Origin of the sequence: Orrella sp. JC864, from assembly GCF_037026685.1 — a bacterium.
Lineage (GTDB): Bacteria > Pseudomonadota > Gammaproteobacteria > Burkholderiales > Burkholderiaceae_B > Orrella.
Window position 1 is genome coordinate 101,053 of the sequence record NZ_JBANET010000010.1, and the last position, 15,666, is coordinate 116,718.

Here is a 15,666-nt window from a genome sequence, read left to right on the forward strand (position 1 = left end):
CTCACTGGCGGCCGATGTCGCGCAGTTCACGCTGCAACGACATGGCATCGAGACTCTTGATCGGAAGCGACAGGAACAACTCGATACGTCGGCGCAGCGTCATGGCGGTATCGAAGAACGCCTTGCTTTGTCGTTCCAGGGTGCCTTCCACGGCTGCCGGGTCAGGCACGCCCCAATGCGCCGACACCGGCTTGCCCGGCCACAGCGGACACGCCTCGCCGGCTGCGTTGTCGCAGACGGTGAAGATGAAATCGAACACCGGCGCATCGGGCTTCACGAACTCGTCCCAGCTCTTGCTGCGGTAGCCCGTTGTCGGAAGGTGCAGCCGCTCCAGCGTGGCGAGTGCCAGCGGGTGAACTTCGCCTTTCGGATGGCTACCTGCCGACCAGGCGTGAAACCGCCCTTGGCCCATGTCGTTGAGGATGCCTTCGGCGAGGATGGAGCGGGCCGAATTGCCCGTACAGATGAACAAGGCGTTGTAAGTGGTATCGGTCATGGTCAGCAGCAGGTCTTGGATGGAGAAACCTCGCATACGCCACCTTGGCAGCAATGCTCGGTCAGGTAACCGATCAGACCGTCCATGCGGCCGTACTCGGCGCGATAAATCAGGTTGCGGCCCTGCTGCTCGATGCTGACGAGGCCAGCATGGGCCAGTTCCTTCAAGTGGAAGGACAAGGTGTTGCGGGCCACGTCGAGCTGGTCAGCTAGCGTGCTCGGCGTCAGTCCGCCCGGGCCAGCAACGACCAAGGCGCGGAACACGCGCAGGCGCTGGGTGTGAGCCAGGGCGTTTAAGGCGGAAATGGCTTGATCCTCTTTCATGATTCGATAATACAACATTTATAGAATTAATGTGCAAACCACAGTTGGATTTGCGGGTTGCGCTATGTGTTGGACTGCAAAAGCGGGCACCCCCCAGTTCGCATTTCTGACTGACCGCGCAGCCGCGCGCAGCCAAGGTATCGGCATCGCAACAGAAGAGCCGATGCCATGCCTGCAATCCATGTATCCCGGTGTCTGGTCGGTACCAGCCTCCTGGCCGCAGCCTTGGCCAGCGGCTGCGCGACCACGCCACCGCCGCTGGCCGCCAGCACCGTCGAGGACGTCCCACCCGCGCCCGAGGCTGCACCGCCCGAGTTCATTCCCGTCGTGCGCTATGGCCGCTACACCCTGGTGGAGCTGGCGCCGATGGCGGCGCAGCGCGATCTGCTGGTGCAGACCATCGACGTGTCCATGCCCGAGGAGGTCCGCGCCACGGTCGGCGACGGGCTGCGGCATGTGCTCAAACGCAGCGGCTACCAGCTTTGCGAGACCCCGCATGCGGTGATCGAGCTGTACGCGCTGCCGCTGCCGGCGGCGCACTTGCATCTCGGCCCCATGACCTTGCGCGATGCACTGCTCACCCTGGCCGGTCCGGCTTGGGAACTGCACGCCGATGACCGGACGCGGCAGGTCTGCTTCGAGCGGCCTGGTCGCGACACCGGTGCCGAGCCGGTGTCCGAGCCGCCTGCTGCCGAGGCCGTGCAGACGTTCCCCTTTGCGGGAGGCCAGCCATGAACGCGGCACAGCCGCTCCGGCGCCCGACCGCCGCCGTGGTGTTGCAAAGCCTGCTCTGGCTTTGGCTGCTGGGTCTCAGTGTCTTCGCGATCCTGGGCCACCAGACGATGACCGATCAGGCCGACCAGCAGCAGCTCGATGTCCGGTTGCAGCGCCTCGAAGCCCAGGTGACCGGGCTGGCCGAGACCACGCGGGCCTTGCAGCAGCAGCCCGCAGCCGCCACCGCCGCAGGCCTGCAAGACGCTCGGCAGGCAATGGAGGCGCGCATCGTTCAAGCCGAACAGGCGCTGGGTGGCTATGCCACCGCCGAGGACGTTCAGGCGCTGCGTACCGAAGTCGAGCAGATCAAGGTGCGCCAAGCGACTGCGCGTGCAGCGGCGCCTACCCAGCGGCGCACCCCGAGCCAACCGGCCACCGCCAAGTCCGAACCGCCGCCGCTGCCATTTCGTGTCGTCGGCGCTGAGCTGCGCGCGGGTCAGCGCAGCGTGTCCGTCGCCCCGAGTGCCGGAGATTTCACGCCCGATCAGCTCCAGGTGCTGCTGCCGGGTGATGCGCTGGGTCCGTGGCGCCTGCAGGCGATCGAGGGCAATGCCGCGGTGTTCCAGGCCGACGACCAGACCCGTCGCGTGGCGATTCCTTGACCGGAGCCCACCACATGAAGCCGTCGATCATCCTGTACGCGTTCCTGCTGGGCTCCATGCAGTTGCCCGCCTGGGCGCAGCAGCCCGCCACGACCCCCGCCCGCAATGCGCAGAGCCAGGAGCGCCCGCTGGCCGCCCGCATCCTGGACGACCGGGTGGCAGGCGAATGGGGCCTGCAACCGCAGGAATGGGCGCGCTATCGCGACTTGATGGATGGGCCGCTGGGCATCTACTCGCCAAATCTGGACCCGCTGTCCGCCCTGGGCATCGAGGCGCGCACCGACGAAGAACGGCGGCGCTACGCAGAGCTGCAGGTGCAAGTCGAAGCGCGCCGCGTGGAGAAGCTGCTCGCGTACCAGCGCGCCTACGACGAGGCCTGGCAGCGCCTGAACCCCGGCATGCAGCGGGTGAACCTGTCTGACGAGAGGCCAGGCGCCGCCGCTGCGCGGGGCAGCGGTCGCACGGCAGTGTTCATCAAGGACGGCTGCGCGGCTTGCGGGCAACTCGTCCAACGCCTGCAATCCTCGGGTGCCGAGTTCGACCTTTACATGGTCGGCAGCCGCCAGGACGATGCGCGCATCCGCGACTGGGCCAAGCGCGCCCAGATCGACCCGGCCCGGGTGCGCAGCGGCGGCATCACGCTCAACCACGACGGCGGCCGCTGGCTGTCGCTGAGCCTGCCCGGCGATTTGCCTGCGGTTGTGCGCGAAGTGAACGGCCAATGGCAACGCCAGCCGTAACGGCGCTGCTGCGCGCACTGGCGCTCACTGCGGGCCTGTTCGCCTGCGCCGCCCATGCCCAGGAGGTTCCGCCACCGGCCTACCAGCTTGCCGCACAGCGCGCGGGCATTCCCTCGACGGTGCTCTACGCCGTGGCCTTGCAGGAGAGCGGCATGCGACGCAATGGACGCATCGTCCCATGGCCGTGGACCCTGAATGTCGCCGGCCAGTCGCGGCGCTTCGCCACCCGTGCCGATGCCTGCGCCGGTTTGCAGCAGGCGATGCGATCTACGCCACCCACGCGCATCGACGCGGGCCTGGGCCAGATCAACCTGGGCTACCACCCGCACCGCTACACCCATGCCTGCGACTTGTTGGACCCGTACCGCAATCTCGCCAGCGCCGCCGAGATCCTCAAGGAGCAGTACACCCCCGGTGAAGACTGGCTGCTGGCCATGGGCCGCTACCACCGGCCCGCGGGCGGTGAGCCTGCCGCCCGCTATCGACGCAGCGTATCCCGACACCTCGCCCGCGTGCAGGGCACGCACTCAATCGCCACGGCGCGAGCCGTGCGTCAGGAGTCGACCCCATGACGAAACCGCTCTGGACCCTGCGGGGCCTGCTCGCGCTGCTGGCGGCGCTGCCGTTGGTCGCGCATGCCGCCGAACCGCTGATCGTGGTCGAGGACCGCGGCGGCGCGTCGGCGCTGCCGTACTACGAAGCGCTTAACCTGCAGCCACGCGCCAACAGCGCGTTGCGGCCTCCCATTCCGACGCCGCAGATTCCCGCCACCCCCGCTGACGAGGCAGCGATGCTGCCGGTACGCAGCGCGAAGCTGATGCCCGGCTTCGTCGCGCGGCGCGTGATCGAGGCACCGGGCCTGCGGCCTTTCGTGGTCATCGGCGACGATGAGACCTCGCAAGCCTGGCTGCGCCGTCACGCGGCGTCGCTGCACGACCGCGGCGCGGTCGGCCTGGTGGTCAATGTCGAGACCGCGCAGGCTTTGGCGCGGTTGCGCGCACTGGCGCCTGGCGTGCCGATGGCCCCCGTGGCCGGCGATGATCTGGCCGAACGCCTGGGCCTGCGGCACTACCCGGCGCTGATCACGGCGACCGGCATCGAGCAATGAGGCCATGTCGGGGAAACAGCCCGTCGAAGTCCTGTTGCGCCCAGCGGTGGAGCTATACACCGTCGCGGCATGTGCGGGCGCCGCGTTTCTGTCCCTGGTGGCCCCGTGGTCGCTCGCGCTGAGCCCAGCCATGGGCGTCGGTGCCGCACTGGCGTTCGGCGCCTATGGCGCGATCCGCTACCGCGATGCGCGGGTGATCCTGCGCTACCGCCGCAACATCCGGCGCCTGCCGCGCTACGTGATGACGAGCAGGGACGTGCCGGTCAGCCAGCAGCGCCTGTTCGTGGGGCGCGGTTTCCTGTGGGAACAGAAGCACACCCACAGGCTGATGCAGACGTACCGGCCGGAATTTCGCCGCTACGTCGAGCCAACACCGGCATACCGGCTGGCGCGACGCCTGGAGGAGCGGCTGGAGTTCGCACCGTTTCCACTGTCTCGCCTCGTACGGCTCACGGGCTGGGATGTGTCATTCAACCCCGTGCGGCCACTGCCACCGGTAGGCGGCCTGCCGCGATTGCACGGCATCGAACCCGACGAGGTCGACGTCAGCCTGCCACTGGGTGAGCGCGTCGGCCATTCGCTGGTGCTGGGCACCACGCGCGTGGGGAAGACGCGGCTGGCCGAGTTGTTCGTCACCCAGGACATCCGTCGCACGAATGCAGACGGTGAGCATGAGGTCGTGATCGTCATCGACCCCAAGGGCGACGCGGATCTCTTGAAACGCATGTACGTCGAAGCCAAGCGAGCGGGTCGCGAGGGCGAGTTCTACGTCTTTCACCTCGGCTGGCCCGAGTTCTCTGCACGCTACAACGCGGTGGGGCGCTTCGGACGCATCAGTGAAGTCGCCACGCGCATTGCCGGGCAACTCTCCGGCGAGGGCAACAGTGCAGCGTTCCGCGAGTTCGCATGGCGCTTCGTCAACATCATTGCGCGCGCATTGGTGGAACTGGGGCAGCGCCCGGACTACATGCTGATCCAGCGGCACGTAATCAACATCGACGCGCTGTTCATGGAGTACGCCCAACACTACTTCGCCAAGACCGAGCCCAAGACCTGGGAGGTGATCGTCCAGATCGAGGCCAAGCTCAACGAGAAGAACATCCCAAGGAACATGATCGGGCGCGAGAAGCGTGTGGTGGCGCTGGAGCAATACCTCTCCCAGGCGCGCAACTACGACCCTGTGCTCGATGGCCTGCGCTCGGCGGTGCGCTACGACAAGACCTACTTCGACAAGATCGTTGCATCGCTGCTGCCGCTGCTGGAAAAGCTCACCAGCGGCAAGATCGCCCAACTCCTGGCGCCGAATTACTCCGACCTGTCTGACGCGCGCCCGATCTTCGACTGGATGCAAGTCATCAGGAAGCGCGCCGTGGTCTATGTCGGCCTGGATGCGCTGTCGGATGCTGAAGTCGCCGCGGCGGTCGGCAACTCCATGTTCTCCGACCTGGTGTCGGTAGCCGGGCACATCTACAAGCACGGGATCGACGACGGCCTGCCGGGTGCCTCGGCTGGCACGCGCATTCCCATCAACGTCCATGCCGACGAGTTCAACGAACTGATGGGCGACGAGTTCATCCCCCTTATCAACAAGGGCGGCGGTGCCGGGCTGCAGGTGACCGCGTATACGCAGACGATCTCGGACATCGAGGCCCGCATCGGCAACCGCGCGAAGGCCGGCCAGGTGATCGGCAACTTCAACAACCTGTTCATGCTGCGGGTTCGGGAAACCGCCACCGCGGAATTGTTGACCCGTCAATTGCCCAAGGTGGAGGTCTATACCACCACCATCGTCTCCGGCGCGACCGATGCCTCGGACATCCGCGGGACGACGGACTTCACCAGCAACACGCAAGACCGCATCAGCATGTCGAGCGTGCCGATGATCGAGCCATCCCACGTCGTCGGCCTGCCCAAAGGCCAATGCTTCGCGCTGCTGCAGGGTGGTCAGCTCTGGAAGGTCCGGATGCCACTGCCAGCGCCTGACCCCGATGAAGTGATGCCGGCGGACTTGCAGCAACTGGCTGGGTACATGCGTCAGAGCTACAGCGAGGCCACGCAATGGTGGGAGTTCACCAGTTCCCCAGCCTTGCAGGAGGCTGCCTTGCCCGACGACCTGCTGGATGACGCCGCTCCGGCCGAGCCTGACGCGGTGGCCACCGGCGCCGACGACAGCACCGGCGAGGCCGCACCATGAAGGATGCCGCCTCGACCGCGCAGCGGGAGCAGAACCAGCGCCAGGGGCTGATCGTCGGCACCATCACCTTGCCGTTCAGGCTGCTCGGGGTGCTGATCGGTTCGCTGCTGTTATCGATCGTGGTGGAGTGCGTCGGCATGCACCTGTTCTGGAAGGACCAGGGCTGGCGCCACTCCCAGCAGATGCTGCAGTACGAACTCGGGCACCTGTCGAACCACTTCACGCGCAGCGTGGTGGTGCAGGAGCCCGGGCGCACGGCGCACGAGCTGGTGGATACCGGGTACGGGTGGGTGTTCGTGCGCTCGGGGTTGCTGGAGCGCATGAGCCAGACCGCCGAGCGCGCCCGTGCGCCCAGCCGCGAGCCGACGCGCAACTTCCGCTATTACATCAGCCAGGCCTATGTCTGGGCCGAGAGCTACCTGATCGCCGCGGCCTTCACGACGCTCACGTTCCTCGTGCGCCTGCTGGTCCTGGTGCTCACGCTGCCGCTGATCCTCACTGCGGCATTCGTCGGCCTGATCGACGGCCTGGTGCGGCGGGACGTGCGGCGGTTCGGCGCGGGCCGGGAATCCGGCTTCATCTACCACCGCGCGAAAGCGAGCCTGATGCCGCTGGCCGTGCTGCCCTGGATCACCTACCTCGCGCTGCCGATCTCGGTGCATCCGCTGCTGATCCTGCTGCCCAGCGCAGCCTTGCTGGGACTGGCCGTGAGCCTGACCGCGGGCAGCTTCAAAAAGTACCTCTAGGCCATCAATCCGGTCGCTTCCGGGTTCCTATTGTTTGCGGCCTGAAACAGCCCTGATCTCCACGATCAACCCATTGCTGATCACACAGGAATGGCGCGATGTTGGCTTCGATCTGGCTGCGCGCCGCGCATCGCGGCGTGCCCACTTTTCTCGTGACGGCCCTCGTGCTGGGCCGGTCCCCGATGGCCTTGGCCGAGTCCCCGGCGCAGCGCCAGGAGTTGGTCGCCGCGCTGCGCCAGCTCGACGCGCTGGAACGCACCGTCGCGGACAGCGCCGCGCATACCCCCATCACACCGGGCGAGCGCTACCACTTCGATTACCCGCGGCTCCAGGCTGACTTGGCGCGCGTGCGCGCCGGCATCCAATTTCACCTGACGCCATCGCGCGCTCAACCGCGCGCCCCCTCCGAACTGGCCGGCGAATACCGCACCGAACGGGCGACCGAGCCGCTGCCGGCGACGACTGCGGAGGGCAAGCAATGAACGGCGCCCAGGTCTCGGCATTTCAAGCCAACAGCGGTATCGCGCCTTCCGCGATGGCGACCGTTCTGGTCGGCGTCGTGTTCGCGGTCCTGCTCGTGTGGGGCGTCTGGGCCATCCGAACGGCCTACGTGGGGTGGTCCGAGAGCCGCCTCAACCAGCGCCAGTTCCTCGGCGTCTGCATCCGCTTCGTCGCGATGTACCTCGTCCTGAGTTTCTTCCTTCTGTCCTGACCTGAAAGGCCCGACCATGCACAACCGCAACCTCACTTCCCGTTTTGCCCAGCGCGCCGCCGTGGCCCTGGGCGCCGCCGCGCTGCCGGCGCTGTCGTTCGCGCAAGGTCTGCCGCAATTGGAGAACCCCACGCGCGGCACCGGCAACGGCATCATGGAGACGATCCGCAACTACGGCTACGACATCATCATGCTCGTGGCCCTGCTGGTGGTGGCGTCGATGTTCATCGGCGTCTGCTACCACGCCTACGGGACCTACGCGGAGATCCACACCGGCCGCAAGACGTGGGGCCAGTTCGGCCTCACGGTCGCTATCGGCGCCGTGCTGCTTGTGATCGGCATCTGGCTGCTCACCGAAGCCACCGGCATCCTGTAAGCGAGGCCGGTATGTCCGAGCAGCAGCACGTCCGTGCGGACGGAACGGTCACCTTCCTTCCGCACCGGCTCAACCGCCATCCCGTTGTGGTGCGCGGCCTCACCGCTGACGAACTCTGGATTTGCTGCGGCCTGTCCGGTGCCGCCGGCCTGCTGGTCGGCGCGCCGCTGTCCTGGGTGTTCCGCACGATCGCGCTGGCGCCGACCTTCGTCGTCCTGGGCGTGGCGCTCGGCGTCTTCATCGGCGGCGGCATCCTGCGCCGCCTCAAGCGTGGGCGTCCCGACACCTGGCTGTATCGGCAACTGCAATGGCGCATCGCCACGCGCCATCCGCTGATGGCCGGCTGGGTGGGTGGCCATGTGCTGATCTCGCGCTCGGGCTTCTGGTCCACCCGCAGGAGCATGCGATGAGCCGCTTCAAAAACGAGATCACCCACCTGCAGGCGCACATCAAGACCTTGCGGCTGGCCGCGGGCGCGCTGGTCGTCGTCGCCCTGGTCATGGGCGGCGGCTGGTGGAGCGCGCCGCGCGACCTGACCATCCACGTCCCGCCCGACCTGCGCTCTGGCAGTACCCGCAAGTGGTGGGAAGTGCCGCCCGAATCGGTCTATGCGTTCACGTTCTACGTGTTCCAGACGCTGAACCGCTGGCCAACCAATGGCGAGGAAGACTACTCGCGCAACCTCCACACGCTCTCGCCGTACCTCACCCCGTCCTGCCAGGCCTTCCTGCGGGCGGACTATGACTACCGCCGCTCCACGGGCGAGCTGCGTCAGCGCGTGCGCGGCATCTACGAGATTCCCGGCCGCGGCTATGGCGACGACCCCACGGCGCGCGTGCGCACCGTGTCCGATCGCGACTGGGTGGTGACGCTGGACATCACGGCGGACGAGTACTACGGCGCCGAGCAGGTCAAGCGCGCCCTGGTGCGCTATCCGATCAAGGTCACGCGGGTGGACGTCGATCCCGCCCGTAACCCGTTCGGCCTGGCGCTGGACTGCTACGACGGCGCGCCCCAGCGCATCAGTGCACCGGAGCCGACGCGCCCGGCGCCGAGTGGCCTGTCTCCGCAAGCGCCTCAAGGAGGAAACACCCCATGAAGCACCCTGTACTCGCGCTGCTGGGGCTACTGGCCGTGGCCGCGGCACCCGTCGCCCATGCAGTGGAAATCCTGCGCTGGGAACGCATGCCACTGGCAGTGCCGCTGAAGGTCGGTCAGGAACGCATCGTGTTCATCGACCGCAACGTGCGCGTGGGCGTGCCCGCGGGCGTGGGCGAACGCCTGCGCGTGCAGAGTGCGGGGGGCGCGGTGTACCTGCGCGCCAGCGAGCCGATCGAGCCCACGCGGTTGCAACTGCAGGACGCCGACACGGGCGCGCTGATCCTGCTGGACATCGCAGCCGAACCACCCAAGGACGGGGAAGCCGAGCTGGAGCCGGTGCGCATCGTCGAGGGTGACAGCGCACCGGGACGCTATGGCGAGCAGGCCGACAGTGCCGAGGCCCCGGCACGCGCCCAGGGCCAAGCAGGTGCGCGGACCGCGCGGCGCGAAACTCCGGTCCCTGTCGTGCTGACGCGCTTCGCCGCGCAGAACCTCTACGCACCGCTGCGCACCGTCGAGCCGCTTCCGGGCGTCATGCGGGTCAACCTGCCCCGCGACCTCGACCTGGACACACTGATGCCAACGCTGCCCGTGCGCGCGGTCGCACTCGCGTCGTGGCGCCTGGAGGACCAGTGGGTCACTGCCGTGCGCCTAACCAACGGCAGCGGCGGCTGGATCACGCTCGACCCGCGCGTGCTGCAAGGCGATTTCCTCACCGCCACCTTCCAGCACGAGGCGCTGGGCCCGCGCGGCACGCCCGAGGACACGACCGTCCTGTACCTGGTCACGCGCGGCCGCGGTCTCGCGCAGTCGCTGCTGCCGGCGATTCACCGCTTCGACCCGGCCGTGCATCTGCCGCAGCCGGACGGCGACGAGAACACCAAGGAGGCCCGCCATGCGCAGTAACGGCCTGCTCAAGTGGCTGATGATCCCTGTTGCCATCCTGGTGCTGTTCGTCGGTATCCGGCTGTTCTCGGGTGGAGGCAGCACGGCGCCACCCGCGGCGGACAACGGCGCCCAGCTCACGCCCGATGAAATGAAGGCGCTGGGCATCGAAGGCGACACCCCGCGCGACACCGTGGCGACGCTCGTTGCCCAAGTGAAGCAGTTGCGCACCGAGCTTCAGACCGCGCTCTCGGACAACAAGTCGCAGCGTGAAGAGAACCAGCGACTGCGCCAGCGCGAGAACTCCATCGACCAGCGCATCAACTCGGCGCTCGAATCCGAGCGGTCCAACCTGCGCCGCGACCAAGAGCAGGCGGCCAGCGCGCGCCAGCAGACCGAAGGGCTGCTCGCCGACCTGCAGCGGCGTCTGGACAGCATCGGCGGGCGCGGCGGCGGCCATGCGGACCTGCCCGTGGGCCTGGGGCTGCAGGGCGGCGACGAGGCAGGCATGGAGGGCGGCGTGCGGTGGGTCGAGCCGGACGACGCAAAGCCCGCCGAGGGGCGCAACGGGGGGCGTGGCGCGAGCGGCGGCATGAGCTTCCCCACGAGCTTCGGCCCGGCGCAGAGCACGCTCGAAACCACTGCGGAAACCGTGGCCAACGCGGGCGCCCGCGCCGCCGGGGTCAAGAGTGCCAAGCCGGTCTACACCGTGCCGACCAACTCCACGCTCATGGGTTCGGTCGCCATGACAGCGCTGATCGGCCGCGTGCCGATCGACGGCACGGTCAACGATCCCTATCCGTTCAAAGTTCTGGTCGGGCCGGACAACCTGACCGCCAATGGCATCGACATTCCCGACGTGGCCGGCGCCGTGTTCAGCGGCACCGCTTCGGGCGACTGGACGCTCTCGTGCGTGCGCGGCCAGGTGCGCAGCATCACGTTCGTCTTCCACGACGGCACGATTCGCACGATCCCCGAAGACCGCGAGGGCAACCAGCAGAACAACCAACAGCGCGATGGCTTGGGCTGGATCAGCGATCCCCACGGCATTCCTTGCGTCAGCGGCGAGCGGCGCAGCAACGCCCAGCAATACCTCGGCTCGCAGGCCCGGATCACCGCGGCCGGCGCCGGTGTGGCCTCACTCATCGAGAGCGACAGCGGCCGCATGTCCTATGTCGGCTCGGACGGCTCCATCGGCACCGTGGGCATCACCGGCCAGGAAGCGGTCGGCCAGATTCTGGCGGGCGGCGTGCGGGACATGTCGGCCTGGGTCAACAAGTTGTACGGCCAGGCGTTCGCCGCCGTCTATGTCCAGCCCGGCGCCAAGGTTGCCGTCCACCTCGAAAAGCCGCTCGCCATCGACTTCGATCCCGAAGGCCGCAAGGTCGATCACCGCGCAGGAGAAAGCCATGCACTCGAACTTGACTAACCTGGCCCGTGGCCTGGCACTGGCCCTCGCCGTCGCGGTGCTTGGCGGCTGCGCCACCAGCAAGGAAAAGCTGCTGACCCACGGTGACCGCACGATGATGGACATCTGGCAGCAGGAGGCCGGCGACGGCGGTGGCGCAGCCGGACGGAACGCCGGCCGCCAGCTGCTCGATGCGCGCCAGAGCCTGCGTCGGCCCCTGACCGACGCCGACGTGCAGGTCGCACCCGTCGAGCAGATGCGCTACACGCGCACCGCGCGCAATGAGGTCCACCGCCAGTTCCAGCGTCTGCCCAATCCCGATCTCGTCATGTACGTGTATCCGCACCTGGCGGGCACGGACCCCGTGCCGGTGCCGGGCTACACGACGGTCTTCCCGCTCAACCAGCGCATCCAGTACGCCATGCCAGGCGAGCGCGTGGAGGCCTACTGATGCGGTGGAAACTTCCCTGGCCTAAGCCGGCCGCGCCGAAGCTGGCCGCATCCGGCGCTGGTGATGATGAGCAGCCGGACGGCTGGCAGCGCCACGTCGAGGCCTTGCGGCAGGTCGGCATCCCCGAACCCGGCTCGGCAGTCCGGGGCCGCAAGCCGGCGACGGAGGCCGACGAGCAGGCGCTGTACGACGTCGCACCGTCCTTCGTGGAACTGCTGCCCTGGGTGGAGTTCTTGCCCGAGTCGAAATCGATGCTCCTGGAGGACGGCCAATCGGTGGCCGCCTTCTTCGAGCTGGTGCCGCTGGGGACCGAGGGCCGGGAACCCGGCTGGCTCGCGCACGCCCGCGACGCCTTAGAAAACGCGCTCCAGGACAGCTTCGATGAACTGGACGAGAACCCCTGGGTGTTGCAGCTCTACGCCCAGGACGAACCGAGCTTCGACCAGTACATGCAGACGTTGCGCGACTACGTGCAGCCGCGCGCCCGTGGCACGGTGTTCACGGAGTTCTACCTGCGGTTCTTTGCCCACCATCTGCGCGCGGTGGCCAAGCCCGGTGGCTTGTTCCAGGACACGGTGGTCACACGCTTGCGCTGGCGCGGCCAGACGAGGCGTGTGCGCATGGTCGTCTATCGCCGCGTGACCGGACAAGGACAGGGCCAGGCAAACCGCCGGGGCCAGACACCCGAGCAGATGCTGAACATCGTCTGCGACCGCCTGTGCGGCGGGCTGGCGAACGCCGGCATCCAGGCTCGCCGCCTGGGTGCGGCAGACGTCCATGACTGGCTGCTGCGCTGGTTCAACCCGCGTCCGACGCTGCTCGGGCCTGGGGTCGAGGACCGGGAGCGCTTCTATGCGTTCGCGCGCTACCCCGCCGACACCGAGGCTGGCGAGATCGAACTGGCGAGCGGGCGGGATTTTAGCCAGCGGCTTTTCTTCAGCCAGCCACGCTCGGACGTGGAGCATGGCACCTGGCACTTCGACGGCATACCGCACCGTGTGTTGGTCACTGACCGGCTGCGCATGCCGCCCGGAACGGGACACCTGACTGGCGAAACCCGCAAGGGCGATGCGATCAACACGCTGTTCGATCAGATGCCCGAGGACACGACGATGTGTCTGACCATGGTGGCGACGCCCCAGGACATTCTCGAATCGCACCTGAACCACCTGGCGAAGAAGGCAGTCGGCGAAACACTGGCATCGGAGCAGACGCTCAAGGACGTGCAGGAGGCGCGCTCGCTCATCGGCAGCGCGCACAAACTCTACCGCGGCACGCTGGCCTTCTATCTGCGCGGACGCGACGAAGCCGAGCTTGACCGGCGCGGTCTGGACCTCGCCAACGTGATGCTCAACGCGGGGTTGCAGCCCGTTCGCGAGGACGATGAAGTCGCGCCGCTCAACAGCTATCTGCGCTGGCTACCGTGCTGCTACAACCCCGCGCAGGATCGGCGAAACTGGTTCACCCAACTGATGTTCGCCCAGCATGTGGCGAATCTCTCGCCGGCGTGGGGTCGCAGCCAGGGTACGGGCCATCCGGGCAACACGTTCTTCAACCGCGGTGGCGGGCCGATCACGTTTGATCCGCTGAACCGCTTAGACAGGCAGATGAATGCCCATCTATTCCTGTTCGGCCCCACCGGCTCGGGCAAGAGCGCCACGCTCAACAACCTGCTGAACCAGGTCACGGCCATCTACCGGCCGCGCCTCTTCATCGTGGAAGCCGGCAACAGCTTCGGGCTGTTCAGCGGCTTCGCCAGGCGCCTGGGCCTGACGGTGAACCGGGTCAAGCTGGCCCCCGGATCGGGCATCAGCCTGGCACCGTTCGCGGATGCCCGCCGGCTGATCGAAACACCCAGCGACGTGCAGACGCTCGATGCCGATGCGTTGGACGAAGACCTGCCACCGGATGCCTCGGTCATGGAGGCAGACGAACAGCGTGACGTGTTGGGCGAGTTGGAGATCACGGCACGGCTGATGATCACCGGCGGCGAGGACAAGGAGGAAGCCCGGATGACGCGGGCCGACCGTTCGCTGATCCGCCAGTGCATCCTCGACGCCGCCGAACACTGCGTGGCTGAGAAGCGCACGGTGCTCACTCGCGACGTGCGCAACGCGCTGCGCGCCCGCGGTCAGGACTCGACGCTTCCCGAGATGCGGCGCATGCGGCTGCTGGAGATGGCGGACGCGATGGACATGTTCTGCCAAGGCACCGATGGCGAGATGTTCGACCGCGATGGCACGCCGTGGCCCGAGGCCGACATCACGCTGGTGGATCTGGCGACCTATGCCCGCGAGGGCTACAACGCGCAGCTCTCCATCGCCTACATCAGCCTGATCAGCACGGTGAACAACATCGCCGAGCGCGACCAGTACCTGGGTCGTCCGATCATCAATGTGACCGACGAAGGCCACATCATCACGAAGAACCCGTTGCTCGCGCCCTACGTCGTGAAAATTACCAAGATGTGGCGCAAATTGGGCGCCTGGTTCTGGCTGGCGACCCAGAACATCGACGACCTGCCGCGTGCCGCAGAGCCCATGCTCAACATGATTGAGTGGTGGATCTGCCTGTCGATGCCGCCCGATGAGGTCGAGAAGATTGCACGCTTCCGTGAACTCTCACCAGCGCAGAAAGCGCTGATGCTTTCTGCGCGCAAGGAGGGGGGGAAATTCACCGAGGGCGTGATCCTGTCGAAGTCGATGGAAGTGTTGTTCCGCGCGGTGCCGCCGAGCCTTTACCTCGCGCTTGCGCAGACCGAACCCGAGGAGAAGGCCGAGCGCTACCAGCTCATGCAGCAATACGGCTGCACCGAGCTGGAAGCCGCCTTCAAGGTGGCCGAGAAGATCGACCAGGCACGCGGCATCGAGTCGCCCGCCTTGGAACTGTCGTAAGCCGGAGAACGCCATGGAACACAAACATCCTTCCATCCCGATGCAGGTGCAGGCGTTCCGCCGTCGGCGCTGGGGGACCCGCTGGCCGTGGGCGTTGGCTGCAGTGCTGGTTGCGCTGCTGCTGATCTGGCTCGTGTCCCGTTCGCCAGGCGGGTCCACACCTCAGACTTCGGCGCCAGTCAGCGAGACACAGGTGGCAGGGCCTCCGTGGCAGATGGGCAATCCGGAAGGTCGTTTCACACTGACGCTGTACGCGGACCTCGAATGCCCGTTCTGCCGGTCCTATTTCCCTGTGCTCAAACGTTGGGTGGCCGGCAATGCCGACGTGGCCTTGCAATGGCACCACCTGCCGTTGGCCGCACATGAACCGGCCGCTTCTGCCGAAGCGCGTCTGGCGGAATGCGCCGGCGAAGCCGGCGGGCATGCCACCTTCTGGCAAGCCGTCGAGTGGGTATATGCCCACACGCGCAGCGACGGCCAGGGCTTGCCCGAGGACCTGCGCTACCCCGACCTGACGCCAGCCATCGAGCAGTGCATCGCGAGCGAGCGGCCCGACGCGGCGATTCGTACCCAAACTGCGGAAGCCACGAACAGCGGCGTGACCGCCACGCCGTCGCTGCGGCTGCACGATCGCGAAAGCGGCAAGGCGATCCTGCTGCAGGGTCCGATCGAGGGCGATGCCTTGCTGTCAGCCATGGACATGCTCGCCGCCGGCGATCCCGCCACCACACCCACATCGGAAATGCCTGCCGACGTCGTCGGCGACATGCCCAGGTAGCCCCGGTCTTCAAGGCTACGGCGCAGTCCGCTGCGCTGACCGCAACCCGTTCGCCTCGCGTCCTGGCCGCGAACGATC

At 67.3% G+C, this 15,666-nt stretch carries 19 protein-coding genes; 17 read left to right on the forward strand and 2 right to left on the reverse strand.

Annotation, left to right across the window (positions count from 1 at the left end):
* Window position 1: 1 nt before the first annotated feature.
* Window positions 2–496 carry an arsenate reductase ArsC gene (locus V8Z80_RS11340; RefSeq protein ID WP_013391797.1) on the reverse strand — a complete coding sequence of 165 codons (495 nt, stop codon included), beginning with the start codon at window positions 494–496 and terminating at the stop codon, window positions 2–4.
* A gap of 2 nt (window positions 497–498) precedes the next feature.
* Window positions 499–819, reverse strand: a complete 321-nt coding sequence (locus V8Z80_RS11345; protein WP_016445103.1) for an ArsR/SmtB family transcription factor — start codon at window positions 817–819, stop codon at window positions 499–501.
* A 168-nt stretch (window positions 820–987) separates the two neighbouring features.
* Between V8Z80_RS11345 and pilL2 the strand changes: the two genes are divergently transcribed.
* The 17 genes from pilL2 (at window position 988) to V8Z80_RS11430 (ending at window position 15,588) form a co-directional block, all read left to right on the forward strand.
* Complete coding sequence (gene pilL2, locus V8Z80_RS11350) at window positions 988–1,554, forward strand: PFGI-1 class ICE element type IV pilus protein PilL2 (protein ID WP_013391799.1); 567 nt, start codon at window positions 988–990, stop codon at window positions 1,552–1,554.
* Complete coding sequence (locus tag V8Z80_RS11355; RefSeq protein WP_336062054.1) at window positions 1,551–2,195, forward strand: hypothetical protein; 645 nt, start codon at window positions 1,551–1,553, stop codon at window positions 2,193–2,195. The genes pilL2 and V8Z80_RS11355 overlap by 4 nt, the downstream gene beginning before the upstream one ends.
* 14 nt (window positions 2,196–2,209) lie before the next feature.
* Window positions 2,210–2,935 (forward strand): TIGR03759 family integrating conjugative element protein, encoded by a 726-nt coding sequence (locus V8Z80_RS11360; protein WP_013391801.1) that lies wholly within the window; start codon window positions 2,210–2,212, stop codon window positions 2,933–2,935.
* Window positions 2,917–3,507 carry a transglycosylase SLT domain-containing protein gene (locus tag V8Z80_RS11365; protein WP_013391802.1) on the forward strand — a complete coding sequence of 197 codons (591 nt, stop codon included), beginning with the start codon at window positions 2,917–2,919 and terminating at the stop codon, window positions 3,505–3,507. Before V8Z80_RS11360 ends, V8Z80_RS11365 begins: the two co-directional genes overlap by 19 nt.
* On the forward strand, window positions 3,504–4,043 hold the full coding sequence (locus V8Z80_RS11370; RefSeq protein WP_013391803.1) for an integrating conjugative element protein: 540 nt from the start codon (window positions 3,504–3,506) through the stop codon (window positions 4,041–4,043). Before V8Z80_RS11365 ends, V8Z80_RS11370 begins: the two co-directional genes overlap by 4 nt.
* Before the next feature lie 4 nt (window positions 4,044–4,047).
* Window positions 4,048–6,237: a type IV conjugative transfer system coupling protein TraD gene (gene traD / locus V8Z80_RS11375; protein WP_336062055.1), complete on the forward strand. Its 2,190-nt coding sequence runs from the start codon at window positions 4,048–4,050 to the stop codon at window positions 6,235–6,237.
* A complete protein-coding gene (locus V8Z80_RS11380) occupies window positions 6,234–6,983 on the forward strand; it encodes a TIGR03747 family integrating conjugative element membrane protein (protein ID WP_336062056.1) in 750 nt (249 codons plus the stop codon). The genes traD and V8Z80_RS11380 overlap by 4 nt, the downstream gene beginning before the upstream one ends.
* A gap of 98 nt (window positions 6,984–7,081) precedes the next feature.
* Window positions 7,082–7,465 carry an integrative conjugative element protein, RAQPRD family gene (locus tag V8Z80_RS11385; protein ID WP_013391806.1) on the forward strand — a complete coding sequence of 128 codons (384 nt, stop codon included), beginning with the start codon at window positions 7,082–7,084 and terminating at the stop codon, window positions 7,463–7,465.
* Entirely contained in the window at window positions 7,462–7,695 is a 234-nt protein-coding gene (locus V8Z80_RS11390) for a TIGR03758 family integrating conjugative element protein (protein ID WP_003050225.1), read from the forward strand. Before V8Z80_RS11385 ends, V8Z80_RS11390 begins: the two co-directional genes overlap by 4 nt.
* A 16-nt stretch (window positions 7,696–7,711) precedes the next feature.
* The gene (locus V8Z80_RS11395; RefSeq protein WP_003090173.1) at window positions 7,712–8,071 is read left to right on the forward strand and encodes a TIGR03745 family integrating conjugative element membrane protein; all 360 of its coding nucleotides are present in this window, start codon (window positions 7,712–7,714) and stop codon (window positions 8,069–8,071) included.
* Between the two features lie 11 nt (window positions 8,072–8,082).
* Window positions 8,083–8,481, forward strand: a complete 399-nt coding sequence (locus V8Z80_RS11400; RefSeq protein WP_003050133.1) for a TIGR03750 family conjugal transfer protein — start codon at window positions 8,083–8,085, stop codon at window positions 8,479–8,481.
* Window positions 8,478–9,170 (forward strand): PFL_4703 family integrating conjugative element protein, encoded by a 693-nt coding sequence (locus V8Z80_RS11405; RefSeq protein ID WP_003116810.1) that lies wholly within the window; start codon window positions 8,478–8,480, stop codon window positions 9,168–9,170. Before V8Z80_RS11400 ends, V8Z80_RS11405 begins: the two co-directional genes overlap by 4 nt.
* Entirely contained in the window at window positions 9,167–10,078 is a 912-nt protein-coding gene (locus V8Z80_RS11410) for a TIGR03749 family integrating conjugative element protein (RefSeq protein WP_003116809.1), read from the forward strand. Before V8Z80_RS11405 ends, V8Z80_RS11410 begins: the two co-directional genes overlap by 4 nt.
* Window positions 10,068–11,486 carry a TIGR03752 family integrating conjugative element protein gene (locus tag V8Z80_RS11415; protein WP_336062057.1) on the forward strand — a complete coding sequence of 473 codons (1,419 nt, stop codon included), beginning with the start codon at window positions 10,068–10,070 and terminating at the stop codon, window positions 11,484–11,486. The genes V8Z80_RS11410 and V8Z80_RS11415 overlap by 11 nt, the downstream gene beginning before the upstream one ends.
* Complete coding sequence (locus V8Z80_RS11420) at window positions 11,467–11,916, forward strand: TIGR03751 family conjugal transfer lipoprotein (protein ID WP_003116807.1); 450 nt, start codon at window positions 11,467–11,469, stop codon at window positions 11,914–11,916. Before V8Z80_RS11415 ends, V8Z80_RS11420 begins: the two co-directional genes overlap by 20 nt.
* A complete protein-coding gene (locus V8Z80_RS11425; RefSeq protein ID WP_034022491.1) occupies window positions 11,916–14,810 on the forward strand; it encodes a conjugative transfer ATPase in 2,895 nt (964 codons plus the stop codon). The genes V8Z80_RS11420 and V8Z80_RS11425 overlap by 1 nt, the downstream gene beginning before the upstream one ends.
* Window positions 14,811–14,823: 13 nt before the next feature.
* Window positions 14,824–15,588, forward strand: coding sequence for a DsbA family protein (locus V8Z80_RS11430; protein WP_003116805.1), 765 nt, complete (start codon window positions 14,824–14,826; stop codon window positions 15,586–15,588).
* Window positions 15,589–15,666 lie beyond the last annotated feature (78 nt).

Excerpts from the sequence above, each read along its gene's own strand:
- V8Z80_RS11430 (WP_003116805.1), top strand. The coding sequence starts at position 14,824 with ATGGAACACAAACATCCTTCCATCCCGATGCAGGTGCAGGCGTTCCGC.
- V8Z80_RS11395 (WP_003090173.1), top strand. The coding sequence starts at position 7,712 with ATGCACAACCGCAACCTCACTTCCCGTTTTGCCCAGCGCGCCGCCGTG.
- V8Z80_RS11405 (WP_003116810.1), top strand. The coding sequence starts at position 8,478 with ATGAGCCGCTTCAAAAACGAGATCACCCACCTGCAGGCGCACATCAAG.
- V8Z80_RS11345 (WP_016445103.1), bottom strand. The coding sequence starts at position 819 with ATGAAAGAGGATCAAGCCATTTCCGCCTTAAACGCCCTGGCTCACACC.
- V8Z80_RS11390 (WP_003050225.1), top strand. The coding sequence starts at position 7,462 with ATGAACGGCGCCCAGGTCTCGGCATTTCAAGCCAACAGCGGTATCGCG.
- pilL2 (WP_013391799.1), top strand. The coding sequence starts at position 988 with ATGCCTGCAATCCATGTATCCCGGTGTCTGGTCGGTACCAGCCTCCTG.
- V8Z80_RS11355 (WP_336062054.1), top strand. The coding sequence starts at position 1,551 with ATGAACGCGGCACAGCCGCTCCGGCGCCCGACCGCCGCCGTGGTGTTG.
- V8Z80_RS11425 (WP_034022491.1), top strand. The coding sequence starts at position 11,916 with ATGCGGTGGAAACTTCCCTGGCCTAAGCCGGCCGCGCCGAAGCTGGCC.
- V8Z80_RS11415 (WP_336062057.1), top strand. The coding sequence starts at position 10,068 with ATGCGCAGTAACGGCCTGCTCAAGTGGCTGATGATCCCTGTTGCCATC.
- V8Z80_RS11340 (WP_013391797.1), bottom strand. The coding sequence starts at position 496 with ATGACCGATACCACTTACAACGCCTTGTTCATCTGTACGGGCAATTCG.
- V8Z80_RS11410 (WP_003116809.1), top strand. The coding sequence starts at position 9,167 with ATGAAGCACCCTGTACTCGCGCTGCTGGGGCTACTGGCCGTGGCCGCG.
- V8Z80_RS11360 (WP_013391801.1), top strand. The coding sequence starts at position 2,210 with ATGAAGCCGTCGATCATCCTGTACGCGTTCCTGCTGGGCTCCATGCAG.
- V8Z80_RS11365 (WP_013391802.1), top strand. The coding sequence starts at position 2,917 with ATGGCAACGCCAGCCGTAACGGCGCTGCTGCGCGCACTGGCGCTCACT.
- V8Z80_RS11420 (WP_003116807.1), top strand. The coding sequence starts at position 11,467 with ATGCACTCGAACTTGACTAACCTGGCCCGTGGCCTGGCACTGGCCCTC.
- V8Z80_RS11385 (WP_013391806.1), top strand. The coding sequence starts at position 7,082 with ATGTTGGCTTCGATCTGGCTGCGCGCCGCGCATCGCGGCGTGCCCACT.
- traD (WP_336062055.1), top strand. The coding sequence starts at position 4,048 with ATGTCGGGGAAACAGCCCGTCGAAGTCCTGTTGCGCCCAGCGGTGGAG.
- V8Z80_RS11370 (WP_013391803.1), top strand. The coding sequence starts at position 3,504 with ATGACGAAACCGCTCTGGACCCTGCGGGGCCTGCTCGCGCTGCTGGCG.
- V8Z80_RS11400 (WP_003050133.1), top strand. The coding sequence starts at position 8,083 with ATGTCCGAGCAGCAGCACGTCCGTGCGGACGGAACGGTCACCTTCCTT.
- V8Z80_RS11380 (WP_336062056.1), top strand. The coding sequence starts at position 6,234 with ATGAAGGATGCCGCCTCGACCGCGCAGCGGGAGCAGAACCAGCGCCAG.